The 18,867-nt window shown below is 73.2% G+C and carries 18 protein-coding genes and 1 tRNA gene; 8 read left to right on the top strand and 11 right to left on the bottom strand.

The features are described from left to right. Positions 1 to 63 precede the first annotated feature (63 nt). The 3 genes from Gocc_RS12455 to Gocc_RS12445 all read left to right on the top strand — a co-directional run bounded on the left by Gocc_RS12455 (position 64) and on the right by Gocc_RS12445 (position 2,505). Positions 64 to 137, top strand: a tRNA-Gln gene (locus tag Gocc_RS12455). A gap of 12 nt (positions 138 to 149) precedes the next feature. Then, positions 150 to 1,472 carry a bifunctional UDP-N-acetylglucosamine diphosphorylase/glucosamine-1-phosphate N-acetyltransferase GlmU gene (gene glmU / locus Gocc_RS12450; RefSeq protein WP_114796892.1) on the top strand — a complete coding sequence of 441 codons (1,323 nt, stop codon included), beginning with the start codon at positions 150 to 152 and terminating at the stop codon, positions 1,470 to 1,472. A gap of 67 nt (positions 1,473 to 1,539) precedes the next feature. Continuing rightward, positions 1,540 to 2,505, top strand: coding sequence for a ribose-phosphate diphosphokinase (locus Gocc_RS12445; RefSeq protein ID WP_114796945.1), 966 nt, complete (start codon positions 1,540 to 1,542; stop codon positions 2,503 to 2,505). Positions 2,506 to 2,559: 54 nt separating this feature from the next. On the opposite strand, the gene Gocc_RS16970 is transcribed toward Gocc_RS12445, so the two are convergent. The 5 genes from Gocc_RS16970 to Gocc_RS12425 form a co-directional block, all read right to left on the bottom strand. Beyond that, positions 2,560 to 2,691: a hypothetical protein gene (locus tag Gocc_RS16970; protein ID WP_281268457.1), complete on the bottom strand. Its 132-nt coding sequence runs from the start codon at positions 2,689 to 2,691 to the stop codon at positions 2,560 to 2,562. Between the two features lie 150 nt (positions 2,692 to 2,841). Further along, a complete protein-coding gene (locus Gocc_RS12440; RefSeq protein WP_114796891.1) occupies positions 2,842 to 3,849 on the bottom strand; it encodes an ornithine cyclodeaminase family protein in 1,008 nt (335 codons plus the stop codon). A gap of 1 nt (position 3,850) precedes the next feature. Further along, positions 3,851 to 4,846, bottom strand: coding sequence for a pyridoxal-phosphate dependent enzyme (locus Gocc_RS12435; RefSeq protein ID WP_114796890.1), 996 nt, complete (start codon positions 4,844 to 4,846; stop codon positions 3,851 to 3,853). After that, entirely contained in the window at positions 4,843 to 5,223 is a 381-nt protein-coding gene (locus tag Gocc_RS12430; protein WP_114796889.1) for a Mur ligase domain-containing protein, read from the bottom strand. The genes Gocc_RS12435 and Gocc_RS12430 overlap by 4 nt, the downstream gene beginning before the upstream one ends. Then, positions 5,220 to 6,746, bottom strand: coding sequence for a PLP-dependent transferase (locus Gocc_RS12425; RefSeq protein ID WP_181813651.1), 1,527 nt, complete (start codon positions 6,744 to 6,746; stop codon positions 5,220 to 5,222). The genes Gocc_RS12430 and Gocc_RS12425 overlap by 4 nt, the downstream gene beginning before the upstream one ends. A gap of 72 nt (positions 6,747 to 6,818) precedes the next feature. On the opposite strand from Gocc_RS12425, the gene Gocc_RS12420 reads away from it, so the two are divergent. After that, entirely contained in the window at positions 6,819 to 8,105 is a 1,287-nt protein-coding gene (locus Gocc_RS12420; protein ID WP_114796887.1) for a Mur ligase family protein, read from the top strand. Between the two features lie 7 nt (positions 8,106 to 8,112). After that, on the top strand, positions 8,113 to 8,532 hold the full coding sequence (locus Gocc_RS12415; RefSeq protein ID WP_114796886.1) for a hypothetical protein: 420 nt from the start codon (positions 8,113 to 8,115) through the stop codon (positions 8,530 to 8,532). 45 nt (positions 8,533 to 8,577) lie between these two features. Here Gocc_RS12415 and Gocc_RS12410 read toward each other — a convergent pair whose 3' ends face one another. The 6 genes from Gocc_RS12410 to Gocc_RS12385 form a co-directional block, all read right to left on the bottom strand. Continuing rightward, entirely contained in the window at positions 8,578 to 9,156 is a 579-nt protein-coding gene (locus Gocc_RS12410) for a hypothetical protein (protein WP_114796885.1), read from the bottom strand. 45 nt (positions 9,157 to 9,201) lie between these two features. After that, a complete protein-coding gene (locus Gocc_RS12405; RefSeq protein WP_114796884.1) occupies positions 9,202 to 10,305 on the bottom strand; it encodes a M14 family metallopeptidase in 1,104 nt (367 codons plus the stop codon). After that, a complete protein-coding gene (locus Gocc_RS12400) occupies positions 10,302 to 11,273 on the bottom strand; it encodes a YncE family protein (RefSeq protein WP_114796883.1) in 972 nt (323 codons plus the stop codon). The genes Gocc_RS12405 and Gocc_RS12400 overlap by 4 nt, the downstream gene beginning before the upstream one ends. Then, the gene (locus Gocc_RS12395; RefSeq protein ID WP_114796882.1) at positions 11,258 to 12,388 is read right to left on the bottom strand and encodes a WD40 repeat domain-containing protein; all 1,131 of its coding nucleotides are present in this window, start codon (positions 12,386 to 12,388) and stop codon (positions 11,258 to 11,260) included. Before Gocc_RS12395 ends, Gocc_RS12400 begins: the two co-directional genes overlap by 16 nt. Beyond that, entirely contained in the window at positions 12,385 to 12,897 is a 513-nt protein-coding gene (locus tag Gocc_RS12390) for an RNA polymerase sigma factor (protein ID WP_114796881.1), read from the bottom strand. The genes Gocc_RS12395 and Gocc_RS12390 overlap by 4 nt, the downstream gene beginning before the upstream one ends. A gap of 308 nt (positions 12,898 to 13,205) precedes the next feature. After that, a complete protein-coding gene (locus tag Gocc_RS12385; RefSeq protein WP_220150605.1) occupies positions 13,206 to 14,087 on the bottom strand; it encodes an alpha/beta hydrolase in 882 nt (293 codons plus the stop codon). Between the two features lie 117 nt (positions 14,088 to 14,204). Here Gocc_RS12385 and Gocc_RS12380 point away from each other — a divergent pair, with 117 nt between their 5' ends. The 3 genes from Gocc_RS12380 (at position 14,205) to mfd (ending at position 18,775) form a co-directional block, all read left to right on the top strand. Beyond that, entirely contained in the window at positions 14,205 to 14,882 is a 678-nt protein-coding gene (locus Gocc_RS12380) for a 50S ribosomal protein L25 (RefSeq protein ID WP_114796879.1), read from the top strand. A 3-nt stretch (positions 14,883 to 14,885) separates the two neighbouring features. Continuing rightward, complete coding sequence (gene pth, locus Gocc_RS12375) at positions 14,886 to 15,479, top strand: aminoacyl-tRNA hydrolase (RefSeq protein ID WP_220150604.1); 594 nt, start codon at positions 14,886 to 14,888, stop codon at positions 15,477 to 15,479. 80 nt (positions 15,480 to 15,559) lie between these two features. Beyond that, positions 15,560 to 18,775: a transcription-repair coupling factor gene (gene mfd, locus Gocc_RS12370; protein WP_114796878.1), complete on the top strand. Its 3,216-nt coding sequence runs from the start codon at positions 15,560 to 15,562 to the stop codon at positions 18,773 to 18,775. Positions 18,776 to 18,867: the final 92 nt, after the last annotated feature.

The raw sequence follows: 18,867 nt of genomic DNA, 5'->3' as shown, positions 1-18,867 counted from the left end.
TCCTGCGGCGCGCGCACGGCGTGTGAGGTCACGGCCGCCCGTTACACTCTTGTCCCGATTCACTGGGGCGTGGCCAAGCGGTAAGGCAACGGGTTTTGGTCCCGTGATCCCAGGTTCGAATCCTGGCGCCCCAGCCAAACGTGCCCACCATGTCCGAATCCCGCAAGCTCGCAGCAGTCGTGATGGCCGGCGGCCTGGGCACGCGCATGCGCTCCGCGACGCCCAAGCACCTCCATCCGATCCTCGGGCGCCGCATCGTGGACTGGATCGTCGAGGCGGCGCGCCCGCTCGCCGCCGACCCGCTCGTCGTCGTCGCGTCGCCGGAGACCGCCGACCGCTTCGACGGCCTCGCCGTTGCCGTGCAGGAGCGGCCTCTCGGCACCGGCGACGCGGTGCGGAGCGCGCGCGCGGCGCTCGCCGGCGCCGACGAGGTGCTCGTGCTCTCCGGCGACACGCCGCTTCTCACCACCGGGCTGCTCGCCGATCTCGTCGAAGCGCACCGCTCCAGGGCTGCCGCCGCCACGGTGCTCTCGTTCCTCCCGGCCGACATCCGCAGCTACGGGCGCATCGTGCGCGACCGCGACGGCGACCTGCAGGCGATCGTCGAGGCCGCCGACGCGACCCCCGAGCAACTGGCGATTCCCGAGGCGAACTCGTCCATCTACGTCTTCCGAGCCGACCTGTTGTGGCCTGCGCTCGAACGCCTCACGCCGGTCAACGCACAGGGCGAGCTGTACCTCACCGACGCCGTCCGCGACCTCGTCCAGGCAGGGCACCGCGTCGCCGTCCATGTCGCTCCCGACCCAGCCGAGACGGAAGGGATCAACACGCGCGCGGAGCTCGCAGCCGCGGCAGCCGTCCTGCGCGACCGCATCAACGAGCGCCACATGCTCGCCGGCGTCACGATCGAGGATCCCGCCAGCACCTGGATCGAGCCCGCCGTCGAGATCGCGGCCGACGTGGTCGTGCGGCCGTTCACCGTCCTCGAAGGCGCGACGCGCGTCGCGCCGGGCGCGCGCATCGGCCCACACGCGGTCGTCGTCGACGCCGTCGTCGGCGAAGGTGCGCTCGTGGGGCCGTTCTGTTACCTTCGCCCCGGGACAGTGCTGGGGCCGAACTCCAAGGCGGGAACGTTCGTCGAGCTGAAGAACTCCCGCCTGGCAGAGGGCGCGAAGGTGCCGCACCTCTCCTACATGGGCGACGCCGAGATCGACGAGCGCACGAACGTCGGTGCAGGATCGATCACCGTCAACCTGCCGCACAAGAAGGGGTCGAAGAAGCAGAGAACGAAGATCGGGCGAGACGTCAAGGTCGGCGTCGGCACGATCTTCGTCGCTCCCGTCACGATCGGCGACGACGCGTGGACGGCGGCCGGATCGGTCGTCACCGACGACGTCCCCGACAACGCACTCGTCGGATTCCCGCCGAGACAGACGATCAAGGAGGGTCGAGGTGGAAAGCGGGACGATTGAGCAGACGCTGCCGGGGTTGGGCGGGCACGCCGGTCCCGGCCCCGCGACCGTCGGCCGCGCGATCGGGGTGACCCCGAACAAGCGGCTGACGCTCGTCTCCGGGCGCTCGAACCCCGACCTCGCCCGCGACATCGCGAAGCTCCTCGGCTGCGAGCTCGGGCAGGTGACCATCAAGACGTTCGCCAACGGCGAGACATACTGCCGCTACGAGGAGTCGATCCGCGGCGCCGACATGTTCATCGTGCAGACCGCTTCGATCCCGGTCGACCAGCACCTGATGGAGCTGCTGATCATGATCAACGCCGCCAAGCTCGCCTCCGCGAAGCGGATCACCGCCGTCATCCCCTGGTACTTCTACGTGCGCCAGGACAAGAAGTCGCGGCCGCGCGAGCCGATCACGGCGAAGCTCGTCGCCGACCTGCTGCAGACCGCCGGCGCCGACCGCGTGCTCACGATGGACCTGCACGCCGGACAGGTGCAGGGCTTCTTCGAGATTCCCGTCGACCACATGACGGCGGTACCGATGTTCGCCCAGTACATCCGCGACCTCAACCTCGGCGAGGGTCTCGCGGCCGTCTCGCCCGACACCGGCCGTGCGAAGCTCGCGAGCAAGTTCGCCGAGATGATCGGCGGCGACCTCGTCATCCTCAACAAGGTGCGCCCCGCCCACAACGAGGCCAAGGTCACGACCGTGATCGGCGACGTCGAGGGCAAGGTCGCCGTCATGACCGACGACGTCGTCGACACCGCCGGCACGCTCGTGGCGGGAGCGACCGCCCTCAAGGAGGCCGGCGCCGTGCGGGTGTACGCGTGCGCCACGCACGGGCTCTTCAACGGGCCGGCGCTCGAGCGCATCGCCGCGAGCCAGATCGACAAGCTCGTCGTCACCGACACGGTGCCGATCGATCTGCTCGCCAAGCCCGACAACGTCGAGGTGCTGTCGGTCGCCGGCATCCTCGCCGAGACGATCCACAACGTCTTCTCCGACGACTCCGTCTCGGCCATCTTCGCGGGCGAGAACCAGCTCTTCTAGCGCGAACGGCTCAGGCAGGGCGTCTGAGCCGTTCTGCTACTCATTACCTGCTACTCATTCCGCGACTTGCTGCGCGAGCGGCGTGCCGCTGAAGATGACGATCCGTGGAGCGGCCGCCTCGGCGACACCCGCGGTCGCAGCGAGAATCGCGGCTGTGGCAAGAGGAGCAACGACCAGCCGCCTCATCACACACTCTTACCACGCTGGCGCCGCCGAGGTTCCACTGCCCTGAACGTGAACGCGACGCTCCGGATCGTCGAGCCCTCGCCGGAGAGCTTTGGCGCAAGACCCGGCTGACAATGTCACAGTTGATCTTGGCCGACGCGGTGAGCTGCCTCAGCGGTCAAGGGCCGTGCCGAGCCCGAGCCTGCGCGCCTCCCGGTAGACGCGGTCGGCGACCGCGACGTCTTCGATCGCGAGCCCGAACGGGTTGACGACGATAACCTCGTCCGGCCGGGATCGGCCTTGGCGCGTGCCGATCAGGAGCTCGCCGAGCTCGCCGTCGATCAGCCGGGACCCGGTTGCCGTCGCGGCGTCGCGTGCGTCGGGGCCGCGGATCTGGCCGGCGCGGTGCGGGCGCCCGAGCAGGCGCCGCTCGTCGGCGGCGACGAGCGGCCAGTCGTCGACGAACAGCTTGCCGGCGCGCAGCACCACCTCCGGGAGGGGGTCGTCGAGCGAGACGTTGACGAGGAGCGCGCCGGGATCGAGCCAGTCGTAGTGGATGTAGCCGGAGGTGGCCGTGGTCAGCGGCACGACGAGCTGGGCGCCGCGGATCGCCTGCTCGGCCGAGTCGCAGACGAGGGCTGTGGCGGCAGCCGCGGCGAGCGCGGCGGCCCGCGCGCGGTCGAGGTCGTGGAGGCGGATCTCGCGCAGGTCGGGCAGCCGGTTCGGCAGCAGCTCGAGGTGGCAGCGTGCGAGGGCTCCGGCGCCGAGGATCGCGAGCCGTTCGATCGGGGCTGCGCCGAGGAGGTCGGCGGCGAGCGCGGTGACGGCGGCGGTGCGGAGGCAGGAGATGCGCGCGGCTTCCATGATGCAGAGCGGTCTGCCCGTCTCGTTGTCGAAGAGCAGGGTGAGGCCGCTCGCGCGCGGGAGGCCGCGGCCGGGGTTGGCCGGGTTCGCGTTGATGATCTTGACGCCGGCGCGGCCGTCGACCATGCCGGGCATGCTCAGGCTGCGCAGCGTCTCGCCGGCGTGGCTCCAGGCGAGGTACGCCTCGGCCGGCAAGACCGACTGGCCGCGGGCGTGCGCGGCGAGCGCCGCGGCGACCGCCTCGACGATGTCGATCGTCTCCAGTGCGCGCGCCACCTCGCGGCCGCTGAGGTAGAGGATCGAATCGGCGGCCACGTCAGACGGCGGCGAGCGGCGCGCGCTCGCGGCCGATCGCCTCGACCGGGCCGCGCTCGAGCGAGCCGGGGTCGATGCCGTTGCGGCTGAGCCAGCCGTCGTCGTAGATCGTGCTGGCGTAGCGGTCGCCGCGATCGGGGCAGAGACAGGCGACGCGCACCAGGTCTGGGTCGCGGGCGAGCAGGCGTGCGCAGGCGGCGAGCGCGGCGCCGCTCGAGCCGCCGACGCTGATCCCTGTCCCGGCGGCAAGGGCGCGGCAGAAGGCGAACGCCTCGGCGTCCCCGACGAGAACGGATTGGTCGTAGAGGTCGGCGGTGAGGAAGGAGGAGCGGCGGCTGGCGCCGATGCCTGTGAGCAGCCGCGTGCCGGGACGGCCGCCGAGCGCGACCGAGCCGCGAGCGTCGACCGCGACGATGCGGGTCGCCGGACTGTCGCGACGGAAGCAGCGGGCGAGCCCGGCGAGCGTCCCACCGGTCGAGACGGGCACGAAGACGGCGTCGAGGTCGCCGTGCAGCTGGTCGAGCAGCTCGGGCGCCGTGCCCTGCTCGTGCGCGCGCGGGTTGGCGGGATTCGAGTACTGGTCGGGCCAGACGAACGCGCCGGAGGCGCAGAGCTCGCGCACCCGCTCGAGCCGCGCGAGCAGATAGCCGCCCGCCTCGTCCGGCGTCTCGACGCAGTCGATGCGGGCGCCGAGGCGCCGTAGCTGCGCGAGGTTCTCGGGTGTGGTCTTCGGGTCGACGACGGCGACGAAGCGGTAGCCGCGCCGCCGGGCGATCGCGGCGAGCGCGACGCCGAGGTTGCCCGAGGTCGACTCGACGAGGACCGAGCCCGGCTCGAGCGCGCCGCGCCGCTCGAGCCCGTCGACCAGGCTCGCCGCCGTGCGGTCCTTGAGCGATCCGTACGGATTGGCGCCCTCGAGCTTCAGGTACACGGTCCGTCCGCGACCGCGAACGGTGAGCTCGACGGGAACAACGGGGGTCTTGCCCGGCTGCCTCACCGTGCGAGCTCCTCCGCGAGCAGCTCGAGCCGCGCCGAGCGCGAGCCTTTCAGCAGGACGGCTTCGCCGGGCTGCAGCAGCGCCGGCAGCTCCCACCGGGCGGCGGCCAGGTCGGGAAGCCAGCAGCAGCGGATGCGACCGGCGCCGCCGTCGAGGTAGGCGCGCGCCCCCGGGCCGACGGCGACGAGGAGGACGATGCCCAGCGCGGCCGCGTCGAGTGCGTAGCCGTGCCCGTCGCGGCGCGAGCCGCGCAGGCAGACGAAGACCGTCCCCGGCCGGGCGAGCCGCGAGTCGGCGGCGACGCTCGTGATCGTGGGCTCGGGATCGCCAAGCACGAGGGTCGCCGTGCCGATCTCGCCGAGCCGGAGCGGGATCATTCTCCGACCCTCTGGACTGCGGCCGCGAGCGCGGCTGCGAGCGTCTCGAGCTCGAGGCGGTGCTCGCTGCCGGCGGCGACGCGGACGAACGGCTCGCCGCACTCGGCGCGTGCCGCGGTCAGGTAGATCCGGGTCGTGTCGAAGCCGAAGCTCGAGCCAGCGAGCAGCGCGATGCCACGGCGCGCCGCCTCGGCCACCGCCGCCTCGACGAGCGCGCGCTCCCGCCGCAACGACGCGTCCGTGCCGCGGAAGACGATCGACAGGCAGCCGCCGCGGAAGGAGAGCCGCCGCGAAGCACGAGCGCACGGATGCCCCGGAAGGCCGGGGTAGACGATTTCGACCGACCCCTGGGCTTGCTCGCCCAGCCGCTCGGCGAGGATCAGCGCGTTCCGCTGCAGACGCGCGAGCCGCCGCATGAGCACCGGCCGGTCTGGTCGCGGCAGCGCGTGCACGGCGACGTCGGCGACGTTCGTGCCGAGGTGCTCGCGGTAGCCCGCCAGCAGCTCGGCGTCGCCGCGCCGTGCGACGATCACGCCCGCGTTCGCGCGGTCGAGCCCGAGCTGCGCGTACTTGAGCAGGCTCTCGAACACGATCAACCTGACCGGCCCGCCGGCGAGCGCGAACGGCTGGCAGGCAACCGACAGCCCGGTGTTGTCGACGACCAGGTACGTGTCGCTGCCGCGCAGGCGCTCGAGCACGGCGGCGAGGTCAGGCACGGGCATCCACTTCGTGTTCGAGAGCGAGTCGAGGAAGACGGCGCTCGGGCGGAGCTCGTCGATTGACCGCAGGAGCGCGCCGTTGTCTCCTTCGTCGACGAGCTGGACGCGACCGGGCAGCGCCTTCTCGAGCAGCAGCCTGCTCTCGTGGTAGAGCCCTGCGCCGGCGAGCACCGGCCGTTCGAGCCTCCTCTCCAGCTGCAGGAACGAGAGCACAGTGGTGAAGGCGGCCATCCCGCAGCTCGTCAGCAGCGCGCGCAGCCCGGCTGGCCCGTCGACCATCGCCCGCAGGTAGCGGCGCTCGTAGGCGTCGGCGTCCAGGTGCCGGTCGCGCTTGTAGTCGTTCCAGTGCGGCCTGATCCGGCCGCACTGCCTGCCCGCCGCCGGCAGGGTCGAGTGCAGGAACGACGGCGACTGCCAGTCGGCGGCGCCGACCAGCGCCGCCAGCAGCGCCTGCTCCGCCCGCAGCAGGTCGGCGAGCGACCGCTTCTCCGTGGCGAGCTCGCCGACGAGCGACGGCGACGGCGCCCCCTCGGCGGCGAGCGCGCGGAGTGACTGCAGACGCTCCCCGGCGGCACGGTAGCGCCGGCGGGAGGACAGACGCTGCCGTGCCAGCAGCTCCCGGGTCGCCTCGTGCAGGGCGACCGCACCGAGTTCGACCTCGGCTGCTTCCAGGTCGGCCTCGGCGCTGCGACAGAGAGAAAGAAGCTGGTCGAAGTCGACGCGTAGGTCGGCGAGCGCCGCTGCGAGCAGCCCGCCGGACGCAGCCGGAGGACGCGGGTCACCCACGATCGCAGGAACGCGCACGATCCGAATACGTCCACCGTGCCGCTCCGAGTCCCGCGGACCCGGCGAGCTGGCCCACCCGTATCTCCGGGGATGCGCCTGTCCGAGCTGATCGAGACGGTTCCGGCGGCGGACCGCGACGTGCGGATCGCACATGCCGTCGGCGACGCGCGCGCCGCCGGGCCGGGCGCGCTCTTCGTCGCCCGCAAGGGAACGACCGTCGACGGCCACGCGTTCGTCGCCGACGCGGCCCGCGACGGCTGCTCCGCGGTCGTCGGCGCCGACGAGCTGCCGCGGCAGGTGGCCGCCCTGCTGCGCGAGCGAGGCGTCCCCTACGTGCCCGTCGAGCTGCAGCGCCTGCTGGCGCAGACGGTCGCCGCCGGCTGCCGCTACTGCTTCATGAAGGCCACCTCACACGCGATCGACCAGCGCCGGACCGCCGCGGTCGACTTCGACGGCGGCGTCTTCACCACCCTCGACCACGACCACCTCGACTACCACCGCACGCTCGAGAGCTACGCCGCGGTCGAGCGGCGCTTCCACGCCGACCTCCCCGCCTCCGCCTTCGCCCTCGGCAACGCCGACAGCGCCCGCGGGCGCTCGATGGTCGCGGCAACCGGGGCGAGCGTCGCCTTCTACGGCACCGGCGCCGACGCCCTGCTGCCGTGGTCGCTGCGCCGCTGCGACGAACACGGCATGGCGATGCGGATCGGACCTCACCGCGTGCGCACCAGGCTGCTCGGCGAGCACACCGCCGGCAGCCTCGCCGCCGCCGTGACGGCCGCGACGCTGCTCGGCGAGAACATCGAACGGGTGATCGAGGCTGTCCCGCTCTTGCGTGGCGCACCCGGCCGCATGCAGCGCGTCGCCTCCGGCCCGGTGCTCGGCCTCGTCGACTACGCCCACACCCCGGCCGCGCTCGGCGCCGCCCTCGCGACCGCGCGGAGGCTGCGGCCGGGCGGCAAGCTGATCGTCGTCGGCGGCTGCGGCGGCGACAAGGACAGACAGAAACGGCCGGCGATGGGCGCGCAGATCGCCACCGCCGACCTGCCGATCTTCACCTCCGACAACCCCCGCTCCGAAGACCCCTCGCGATCGTCGCAGCGATGCTCGCCGGCGTCCCCCCGGCCCGGCGCCGCGTGGTGCACGTCGAGCTCGACCGGCGCCGCGCGATCGAGCTCGCCGCCACCCTCGCCCGCTCCGCCGACGTCATCCTCGTCACCGGCAAGGGCCACGAAACGACGCACGAGATCGCCGGCGTCAAGCACCCGTTCGACGACAGGGCCGAGCTCGAGGCCGCGCTGCATCCAAGGGCAGGATCGTCACGTGGTCACGCACCTTGACGCGCGGGAAAGAACCGGCCGTGCGCGGGCGGTGTAGATCGAGCGTGAAGGCGAAGATACTTGTCGCGGTCGCGCTGCTCGTCGCGCTCTCTGTCGCACCGGCGGCCAGCGCCAAGCTCAGGATGTGGCTCACCGTCGGGGACGGCAAGCCCCGCGTCGGCCAGCCGGTGACGGTCACGCTCCGCGCGGAGCGCGAACTCGCCTACGACTTGAAGCTGATCGCTGTCGCCCCGGGCAAGTCCTGGTACGACGTCGTCGGAGTCGTCACGGGCGACTCGAGCCGCGCCAAGGCAAGGATTCCGCGCGACGGCTTCGGAGTGCCGGTCGCGCGTGTTGCTCCGGACAGCTGGCGCGCCGTCGTGACGTTCCCGCGGGCGGGGAAGTGGCGGCTGATCATCCCGAACGGCGCGCCGCAGGGATTCATGATCCCGCCGCCCGTCGTGCGGACGATCGTCGTCCGCTAGCGCGCAAACGGGAGCGAGGTGGATACGGTGACGCGCGGCCGGCGCTCACCGGGTACATGGACGGGTTCCGTCGAGGACCCCCGCGGCCGGGGCTGGGATCGGTGCCGCCGGAGCGATCAGCGGCGCAACGCGGTTGAGCGAACGAAGCACGTGCAGCGCTCGCAGCGGCAGGCCCGGATCCGATCCCTCTCCCCGGTAGACCTTGACCTTCGCGCCGCTGGTGAACAGCACCGGCGCGCTGTGGATCGTCCCGACCGGGGCACCGCGGATCCGCCGATGCTTCCAGATCGGCGCACGCGCGACGGCCTCGAGGTGCCAGCAGAGCGGGGAGACCTGGATCTCGAGCGGCGGCGTGCAGCTCGGCTGCTCTCCGCCGTGCGGCGTGCATGTCCCGTAGATCAGCGTCACGAACTGCGCCGGGCGGTCGATGCCTTCGATCGCGGTCAGGTTCCACTTCTCGAACCGTTCGCCCAGCCAGTACAGCGGGAACGCCTTGAACTCCCTCGCCCCCCCTATGTCCGGGTGCGAGCGGGGGACCGCGCGCGAGCACCCGGCCGCAACGAAACCGAGCGCGAGCAGCAGCGCCACCGGAACGAACGCCTGCGGACGGATCTGCCAGCGCACGTTCGGAGTCTGACATGCCGTCGGTAGGGGAATGCGAACGCGAAGCTAGGAGGCGAGGATCGCGGCCACATAGCGACCAGTGGCAGTGGCGCCGGGCGCGAGTGGGCCGGGCGACAGCTCGACGACGAATGCGGCCGCGCCGGGGAAGCGGTGGTTCTGCCAGTTCGCCGCCGTCCCGTTCGGCCATGGCAGCGAGCGGTAGGGCAGGCCGGCGCGACGGGCGAAGCGACGGGCGGCGGCCACGCTCGGCCCCCAGGCGCGCACGAGCGCCTGCGGCTGGTGGAACCAGATCGTCACGTCCGGCCGCAGCGACCCGAGCAGCCGGCGGGCGATCCGGGTCTCCCGCTCCGACCACGGGCGCGGGCCGGCGTACTGGGGGCTGCCGTGCCGGCCGATCGGCTTCCACATGGCGCCGAAGTTGCGGTTGAGGTCGACGCCGCGGCCGTTCTGGCGCACGGCGAGCGCGGCGCCGTCCGGGTTGAGGTTGGGCAGCACCCACAGGTCGAGCGCGAGCGGCCGCGTCAGCGCGAGCAGGCGCGCGGTCACCGCCTTCCCGGCGCACTCGTTGCCGTGGATGCAGCCGACGACGAGCACCCGCCGACGCGCCCGCGGGTTGCCGATCCGCCAGATCCGGATCGGCCGGCCGAGCTGCGAGCGCCCGAGCATGCGCGCCGAGTGGATGTTCGCGACCTCGTCGGCGCGGCGGGTCAGGCGCACGCTCGCGAGCACGTCCCGCGCCTGCGCGAGCCGTGCCGGCCGTACGTCGCGGCCGGCCTTGACGAAGGCTTGCAGGCTGTGGTCGCGCAGGCAGAGGAGCACGTTGTAGCCGACGCCGTAGCCCTCGAACCGGGAGCGCGGGCCGAGCCGGATTCGCTCTCCGCGCCGGAACGAGCCGCGCGGGCAGCGCCCGCGACCGTCGTCGTAGAGGACGATCCGCACCTGGCCGGCCGGCGGCCGCTCGTAGAACGCACCGAGATCGGAAACGCGGTAGGTGGAGGCGTTCGTGAGTCCGGTGCCGGGCTGGAGCCGCGCCTGCCAGCCCGCGGGCAGTCGCAGCGTGTGGCCGTAGACGCCGTTCACGAACGTGCGCCCGTCGCCCCCGCCCGCCCCGGCGAGCGCGACCGCGAGCGCGGCGACCAAGAGCTTCACGGCACCTGTACCACCGCGAGGTCGTGCGGCCCCTGGCCGACGGGCAGCGAGCGCACGCGACCTCTTGCCGCGTCGAAGACGGCGAGCGTGCCGCTCGCGTTGCAGGCGACGACCGCGGCGCGGCTGGAGAGCACCGCGACGTGGTGCGGGCCGGGGCAGCCGGTGAACGAGCGCAGCGTGCGTCCGGTGTCCGCGGAGAGCAGCAGCACGCGCCCGGCACGGTCGGTGACCCACAGGCGGCGTCCGGAGTAGGGGTCGAAGGCGAGGTGGTGCGTCAGCGTCCCGACCCGCCTGCGCCAGAGCACCCGGCCGATCCGTCCGCCGGTGCGTATCCGCGTGACGACGCCGGACTCCCAGAAGGTGACGAACACGTCGGCGGTGTCCGGGGCGCGGTCGATGTCGTGCGCCGCCCCTCCCGCTGCCAGCGTCCCGTTCGGCGCTGGCCGGCGCGGGCGCGGAGAGAGGGAGAGCAGCGTCAGCGGCACGTCGCGCGCCCCGTGCGTTACCCAGGCGAGGTCGCCGACCGCGACGTCGTGCGCGCCCATACCGACTGGCAAGCGCCGCAGCACACGGCCCGTCCCGGTGTCGAGCACGGCCAGCGTCCCGCGCGCCTCCTCGAGCACGTAGGCGGTGCGCCCGTCGGGCGAGAGCTTGACGTCGTGCGGCGAGCCGAAGCCCGAGACGACGCGCAGCACGCGCAGGCGGCGGCCGTCGAGGATCGTCACCCGGCCGGACGGCGGACTTGTCAGCGCGACGATCCTCCCGTCGCCGGTCGCGTCGAGGTTGTGCGGGCCGGGCGCGACCGCGAGCCTGCGCAGCACCCGCCCACGGGCGAGATCGACGAACGCCACCCGATCCTCGCCCTCGAGCGTCACGACGGCCAGCTGCCGCAGCCCGCTCGCCGGCGCCGCCGCGCTTCCGCCGGCGGCGAGCAGCGCGAGCGCGACAAGGATCAGGGCGCGCAGCACCAGCCCTCGATCCGGGGGAACGACGACGAGCGGAACTGCGCGGCCACGTTGGAGACGGCCACGATCCGCTGCCGTCCGGCGGCGCGGACGAACAGCAACTGGTCGGCGGTCGGCCAGCCGGCGAGCAGCCAGCGCCCGTCGGGCGACCAGGCGAGGCCGGCCAGCCGGCCGCCACCGGCGAACAGGCGCCGCGGCGTGCGCAGGCGCGGGCGGTAGAGCAGCAGCTCGTTCCGGCGCAGCACGGCCAGGCGGCTCCCGTCGGGCGCGAACGCGACCGCGACGACGCCGGTCACGCGCCGCTCTGCGATCCGCCTACCGCCCGCGTAGACGACGACACCGGCACGGGTCGCGATCGCGAGCGTCCCGTTCGGCGACCAGGCCAGCGCTCGCGGGTCGGGCAGGCGCGGCGTTCGGAACACTTCGGCGCCGCCGACCGGCTCGTACGAGCTCACCCGCCCGCGCGTGTCGACGTACGCAAGCGTGCGCGCACCCGGCGGCCGCGATCGCCAGGCCGGAGCGACCGGTGCCGCCGCGGGCAACCCACCCGCGTCGACGTCGTCCGTTCCGTCGCCGGCGACGACGTGCAGCCGGCTCCCCGACAGGTAGGCGATCCGCGTGTCGGTGGGCGTGCCCGTCCAGCGCGGAAAGCGGACGCGCGGGCGCGCGAGCGTCCAGCGCACCGTGCCGTCGGGCTCCAGCGCGGCGAGCTCGTTCCGCCGCGCCGCGACGACGTAGCGGCCGAACGGCGACCACGAACCCTCCCGGTAGCCGGCGAGCAGCCGCTTCGACCCGTCCGCCTCGACGACCCAAACGCCGGCAGACGACGAGGCGAGCAGCCGGCCGGACGCCGGCAGCGTAAACAGCGCAGGCTGCGCCCGCTCGACCCGCACCGGCAGCAGCGCGTCCCGCACGCCTCCGAGAACCGAACGACCCGGCGCGCTTGCCGCGCCGGCGAGCGCCGCGCCGGCGAGCGCCAGCGCGAGCACCGGCCGCAGCCGCCTGCGCCGCCGCGGCAGCGGCTCGCGCTCGGCGAACGCCGCCCGGACGACGGCGAGCGTCCGCTCGCGCGCCTCGTGCTCGCCCGGGATCTCGACCCGCTCCAGCTCGCGCCTCACGACACCCGCTCCCCCAACGCGTCCAACCCCCGCCGCAGCCGCGAGTTGACGGTCCCGCGCGGCAGCTCGAGCAGCTCCGCGATCTCCCCCGGCGTGTACTCGAGCAGGTGGCGGAGCACGACGACCGCCCGCTGCTCCGGCGGCAGCGCCGCGATCGCGGCCAGCAGCGACCCGTCCGGCGCCGGCGGCGCCTCAGCCGCGGCCACCGACTCCGGAAGATCCAACTCGGCGCGGTGCGCACGGACGCGTGCGTGGTCGATCGCCCGGTTCACGACGATCCTGTGCAGCCACGGCCCGAACGGACGCCGGCCGTCGAAGCGATCGAGCGCACGCACGGCCGCCAGGAACCCCTCCTGCGCGATGTCCTCCGCCGCCGCCGCGTCGTGAACCACCAGGTAGGCGGCGCGGAAGGCGCGCCGCCAGTGCAGGCGGAACAGCGCCTCGAGATCCGAGACGGAACCCTGCTGCGCGCCGCGCACGAGCGCGCGCTCGTCCCGGACGCCATACATCCTCGATCGACTCTACGACCGTGATCGTCCGCGAGGTCCACGAAAACGATACGGCTCCGGATCCTCGTGAGGTCCCCCATTCGCTGTTCGGAAAGAACTGATATGGAGGCGGTCGTGTCAAGGGTCCGGGCTGCATCGCACGATCTTTGACGGGGTGAGGTGGCTGCTCGGGTGGGCGTCTGGCGTGGCGACGGCGAGCGCTTCGGCGACACGCGCCGGTGCCCAGCTGCCTGCGGCTCGACGACCGCACGGTCGTGAGCGGAAACCTGTTCGTGTTGCAGACGGGGATCCCCTGGGAGTACCTGCCTCTACGGGGCGGCGCCGACGACCTCGGCGACGATCGCCCGGCAGAGGAGGGCGAGCGAGAGGTGCCCCTCGCCCTCGATCAGTCGCGATCTCGCGCCGGGGATCGCGCCGGCGAGCCAGGCGCCATGGGCGAGCGGCACCATCAGATCCTGGTCGCCCTGCCAGACCGACACAGGCACCCGGATGCCGGCGAGATCGAAGCCCCAGTCGCGGATGAACGCGAGGTCGTCGTCGACCCACCCCCGCACGCCGGTGCGCACCGCCTCGCGGAACGTGGCCGCGAGCCACTCGCCCAGGCGGCCTTCGAGCGCGGGCAGATCGACGCCCGCGACGAGGCCGCCGAGCGCGGCCGCGACGTCGGCGGCCGTCACGTTCGCGAGGGCGTCGCGCTGCGCGTCGAGCGCGGCGAACAGCGCCTCCTCTCCCTCGAGCGCGGCGCCGAACTCGGCGACGTTCTCGGCCGCCATGCCGTCCAGCCAGTCGAGCCCTTCCGCCTGCCAGGGCGCGACGCCCGCAAGCGTCGCGGCCGAGCGCACGAGTCCCGGCAGCAGCGCGGCGCAGGCGAGCGCGTGCGGTCCGCCGCCCGACCAGCCGACGACGTGCAGCGTGTCGAGATCGAACGCGGCCGCCACGGCAGCGACGTCCGCGGCGACATCCGCCACCGCACGCCCCGGCTGCCGCGTCGAGTCGCCGTAGCCCGGGCGCGCGTGCGTGACGCACGCGAGGTCGAGCGCGGTCGCCGCCTCGACGAACATGGGGTTGAGCACTCCGCCCGACGGCGTGCCGTCGACCACGTACAGCGCCCGGCTCGAGCGCGGCCCCGCCGCCCGCGCGGCGACCGTGCGCCCGTCGGGAGTGCGCACGAGCGTCGGCGCGGTCAACACGGCGCCGCGGTCGGGCGGGTGCGCCGGGGCGGGTGCGGGCGAAGCACGAGCGGACTCTAACCGGCGCCGTCGCAGTGCCGCGAGAGCGGCCGTAGGCATTCGCTACACTTCGCCGCCGTGTCCGAGGACAGGATCACACTCGAGGTCAAGCAGCGGGGTGCCGACCAGATCGGCAGCCGCAACACCAAGCGCCTGCGCAGGCAGGGGATGATCCCGGGCGTGCTCTACGGCAAGGTCAACAAGCCCTTCGTCGTCGGCGAGCGCGAGCTGCGTGTCGCGCTCACGGGGCCCTCGGGCCTGCACGGCATCGTCGACGTCGTGATCGACGGCCAGAAGACCCCGCACCACGCGGTGCTGAAGGACTACCAGCGGCACCCGGTGAAGGGCACGATCACCCATGTCGACTTCCACGAGGTCCGTCTCGACAAGCCGATCCAGGCGACGGTGAACGTGCACCTGGCGGGCGAGTCTCCCGGCTCCAAGATGGGCGGCGTCGTCCAGCAGGTCGCGCGCGAGCTCTCCGTCGAGGCGCTGCCCGCGGACGTCCCGGAGTTCATCGAGGTCGACCTCTCCGCGCTGCAGCTCGGCGAGCTGTTGCGGCTCAGCGACCTCCCGGCGCTCGAGGGCGTCACGTTCCTCGACGACCCCGAGACGGTGCTCGCGAACTGCACGTCCCCGCGCGGCCTCGAAGAGGGCGCGGAAGCCGAGGGCGAGGTAGGCGGCGAGACGCCCGCGGCATCCGTGGAGGGCGCCTCGGAAGAGGCTGCCGCCGACGAGCCCCAAGCCGGGGAGTAGTCCTTGCCGCTCCGCCGTCGGGCCGAGGGGGCCTCGACGCTGGACCTACTCGTCGTCGGCCTCGGCAACCCGGGCCGCGAGCATGCGCACGACCGCCACAACGTCGGCTTCATGGTCGTCGACGAGCTGGCACGGCGGCACGCGGGCGCGTTCAAGGGCAAGCACAGCGGCAGGCTCGCGCAGGTGCGCCTCGGGGACGCGCGCGTGGCGCTGCTGCAGCCGGAGACGTACATGAACGACTCCGGCCGCTCGCTCGCCGCCGCCGCACGCTTCTTCAAGGTGGCGCCCGAGCGGATCCTCGTCGTGCACGACGACGTCGACCTCGCCACCGGCAGGCTGCAGGCGCGGGCGGGCGGCGGCCTCGCCGGGCACAACGGCCTGCGGTCGATCGCGCGGGCGCTCGGGACGCAGGAGTTCCTGCGGCTGCGCGTCGGCGTCGGCCGGCCGCAGCGCGGCGACCCCCGTCCCGTCGCGGACTACGTGCTCTCGCCGTTTGCGCCCGCAGACGACGCGGACGCGCTCGTGGCGCGGTCGGCCGACGCGGTCGAGTCGATCGTCCACGACGGCCTCGAGGCCACGCAGAAGCGCTACAACTGATCGCTGCCGCAGCGCGGGAGCGATCGGGGCCGCCGCACGCGGCTACGATGGCCCGGCGGGGCCCGTGTCCCGCCATCTGCATGGACCGCACTCCGCTTCACGCCTTCATCGCCGAGCTTGCCGCCAACGAGCGCTTCCAGGCGTTCGTGAAGGCATGGCCTGCCCGCGCGCGCGTCTCCGAGCCCGCTCTGCCGCTGTTGCTCGCGACGCTGCACGAAGAGCTCGGGCGCGGCATTCTCGTGCTGCTCGCCGAGGACGCCGACGCCCGCGACGCGGCGGACGCCGTCTCTTGGTATCTCGGCGCCGACGCGGTCGCGCTGCTGCCGAGCCGCGGCGTCTCGCTCGCGTCGGGCCTCGAGCCGCCCCCGCACCTCGTCGGCGAGCGCGCCCGCGCGCTCGCGGTGCTCGCGGCCGGGGGGCTCGTGTGCGCGTCCGCCGCCGCCCTCGCCGAGGGGATGCCGCCCGCGGCGCAGCGCCCTCGGCCCGTCCGCCTCCGGGTCGGGGACGAGCCCGGCATCGACGGCCTCTCGCAGGCGCTCGTGCTCGGCGGCTACGAGCGCGTCGACCGGGTCGAGGAACGCGGCCAGTTCGCCGTCCGCGGGGGCATCGTCGACGTGTTCCCGGCGACCGGCCGCGAGCCCCTGCGCGTCGAGCTGTTCGGCGACGAGATCGAGCAGGTGCGGGCGTTCTCGCCGTTCACGCAGCGGGCTCTGCATCCGGTCGCGGACGTGGACGTGTATCCCGCCGCAGAGCGCCGGCGCGACCTCGTCGAGGCCGCGCTACCGCCCGACTCCCGGGGCGACGTGCACGCCGCCCCGGCGCCCGACGACCTCGTCGCGCCGGTCGACCGCCCGCCCGACGTCGTCTGGCAGCCGGACGACGTGCGCGCCGTCTGGGAGGAGGAGGGGCTGCCGCCGCCGTCGCTCGACGGTGCCGCGGAGCTCGACCCGTTCCCGCGCGGTCAGGCGTTCCAGTTCGAGGCGCAGCGGCCGGCGATCGCCGCTCGCGGCCTCGCCGAGGCAGAGAACGAGCTTGCCGGCTTCGTGCGCTCCGGTAACCGTGTCGTCGTCGCGTTCCCGCACAGGGGCGAGGCGCTGCGACAGGACGCGTTGCTGCGCAAGGTCACGACCGGCATGCTCGCCGACGGCGAGGCGCTGCCGCGCGAGGCGGGCGTGCGCTTCGCCGTCTCGACGGCCAGGCGCGGCTTCGTGTGGCGCGAGCTCGGCCTCGTGCTGCTGCCCGACACGCAGGTCTTCCGCAAGAAGCCCCCGCGCGCCGACGTCAGGCTCGGACGTGCCCTCGCCACGTTCGCCGACCTGCGCGTCGGCGACCACGTCGTGCACGAGGATCACGGCGTCGGCAAGCTGCTCGGCTTCGAGACGAAGGAGGTCGCAGGTGTCACGCGCGACTACCTCTTCCTCGCGTTCCGCGGCGAGGACCGCCTCTACGTGCCCCACGAGCAGCTCGGCAAGCTCTCCCGCTACATCGGCGCAGACGCCGGGGCGCCGTCCCTCTCGAAGCTCGGCGGCAAGGCCTGGCAGAACCTCAAGTCACGCGCGCGCGAGTCGGTGCGCGAGCTCGCCGGCGAGCTGCTCTCGCTGTACGCGCAGCGCCAGCGCGCCGAGGGCGTCACGTTCGACCTCTCCAACGAGTGGCTCGAGCGGCTCGAGGCGTCCTTCCCGTACCGCGAGACCGACGACCAGGCGCGCGCGATCGAGGCGGTCAAGGAGGACCTCGAGTCCGGCCGGCCGATGGACCGCCTCGTCTGCGGCGATGTCGGGTACGGCAAGACCGAGGTTGCCGTTCGAGCCGCGTTCGCCGTCGCCGTGAACGGCAAGCAGGTGCTCGTGCTGTGCCCCACCACCATCCTCGCCGAGCAGCACTGGAACACGTTCCGCGAGCGCTACCGCGACTTTCCCGTCAACGTCGAGATGGTCTCGCGCTTCCGCAAGCCGGCGGAGACGAGGAAGGTGCTCGCGGACTTCGCGGCGGGCAAGGTCGACGTGCTCGTCGGCACCCACCGCGTGCTCTCGCGCGACGTCATCCCGAAGGAGCTCGGGCTCGTGATCCTCGACGAGGAGCAGCGCTTCGGCGTCGCCCAGAAGGAGCTCATGCGGTCGCTGCGCCTCGAGGTCGACGTGCTCGCCCTCTCGGCCACGCCGATCCCGCGCACCCTGCACATGTCGCTGTCCGGCCTGCGCGACATCTCCATCATCGAGACCCCGCCCGAGGGCAGGCGCCCGATCCGCACCACCGTCGGCGAGTACGACGAGGATCTGATCCGGAGCGCGCTCGAGCGCGAGCACGCCCGCGGCGGCCAGTCCTTCTACCTGCACAACCGCGTCGAGTCGATCGACGAGGTGCAGGCGAAGCTGCAGCAGCTGTGCCCCGACCTGCGCTTCCTCGTCGCCCACGGCCAGATGGGAGAGCGAGAGCTCGAGGAGCGGATGCACGCGTTCCTCGCCGGCGACGCGGACGTGCTCGTCTCGACCACGATCATCGAGTCGGGCATCGACATCCCGCAGGCGAACACGCTCGTCGTCGATCGTGCGGACACGCTCGGTCTCAGCCAGCTCTACCAGATCCGTGGACGCGTCGGCCGCTCCGATGTGACCGCGCACGCCTACCTCCTCTACCCCGATGCGTCGGAGCTCACGCCCGAGGCGCGGGCCCGGCTCGCCACGCTCGCCGACCACACCGAGCTCGGAGCAGGCTTCCAGATCGCGATGCGCGACCTCGAGATCCGCGGCGCCGGCGACCTGCTCGGAGCCGAGCAGTCCGGGCACGTGGCGGCGCTCGGGTTCGAGCTCTACGTCGAGATGCTCAACGAGGCGGTCGCGGAGCTGTCCGGGCAGAGGCGCCTCGCCGTCCGCCCGGTTCGCGTCGACGCGCGCGTGGACGCGTTCATCCCCGCCGCCTACGTCGCCTCCGAGGCGCTCAAGATCGACCTGCACCGCCGCCTCGCGCTCGTCGAGCACGACGACGAGCTGCGTGAGCTGCGGGCCGCGACCGAGGATCGCTACGGGCCGCTGCCCGAGCCCGTCGAGAACCTGTTCGCGATCCAGGAGGCGAAGCTGAAGCTCGCGCGCATCGGCGCCGACTACCTCGTCTATCGCGGCGGCCGTGCGACGGTCGGCCCGCTCGTGCTCGGCTCGCAGGAGCTGCGGGCGCTGCGCGAGCTCGCCGACACCGTCGTCTACACGGGCCACAAGCGCGAGATCGCCCTCCGCACCGACAACCTCGAGGGGGCGCTCGGGCTCGCCGATGCTATAGTCGCGGCCCGTTCGGCCGCATGAACGTGGCGTCTTCCGCGGACGCGCGCGCAGGATCCGAACAGACCACAACAGCGAATTAACGCGTGCTCATCTATACATCGTGAGTCCGCCTC

The sequence above is a fragment of the Gaiella occulta genome (genome assembly GCF_003351045.1).
GTDB lineage: Bacteria > Actinomycetota > Thermoleophilia > Gaiellales > Gaiellaceae > Gaiella > Gaiella occulta.
Note: the sequence above shows the minus strand (reverse complement) of the source record. Positions and strands in the feature narration are given on the sequence as shown.

Coding starts and splice junctions, on each gene's coding strand:
- glmU (WP_114796892.1), top strand. CDS start 150: ATGTCCGAATCCCGCAAGCTCGCAGCAGTCGTGATGGCCGGCGGCCTG.
- Gocc_RS16970 (WP_281268457.1), bottom strand. CDS start 2,691: ATGAGGCGGCTGGTCGTTGCTCCTCTTGCCACAGCCGCGATTCTCGCT.
- Gocc_RS12430 (WP_114796889.1), bottom strand. CDS start 5,223: ATGATCCCGCTCCGGCTCGGCGAGATCGGCACGGCGACCCTCGTGCTT.
- Gocc_RS12420 (WP_114796887.1), top strand. CDS start 6,819: ATGCGCCTGTCCGAGCTGATCGAGACGGTTCCGGCGGCGGACCGCGAC.
- Gocc_RS12390 (WP_114796881.1), bottom strand. CDS start 12,897: ATGTATGGCGTCCGGGACGAGCGCGCGCTCGTGCGCGGCGCGCAGCAG.
- mfd (WP_114796878.1), top strand. CDS start 15,560: ATGGACCGCACTCCGCTTCACGCCTTCATCGCCGAGCTTGCCGCCAAC.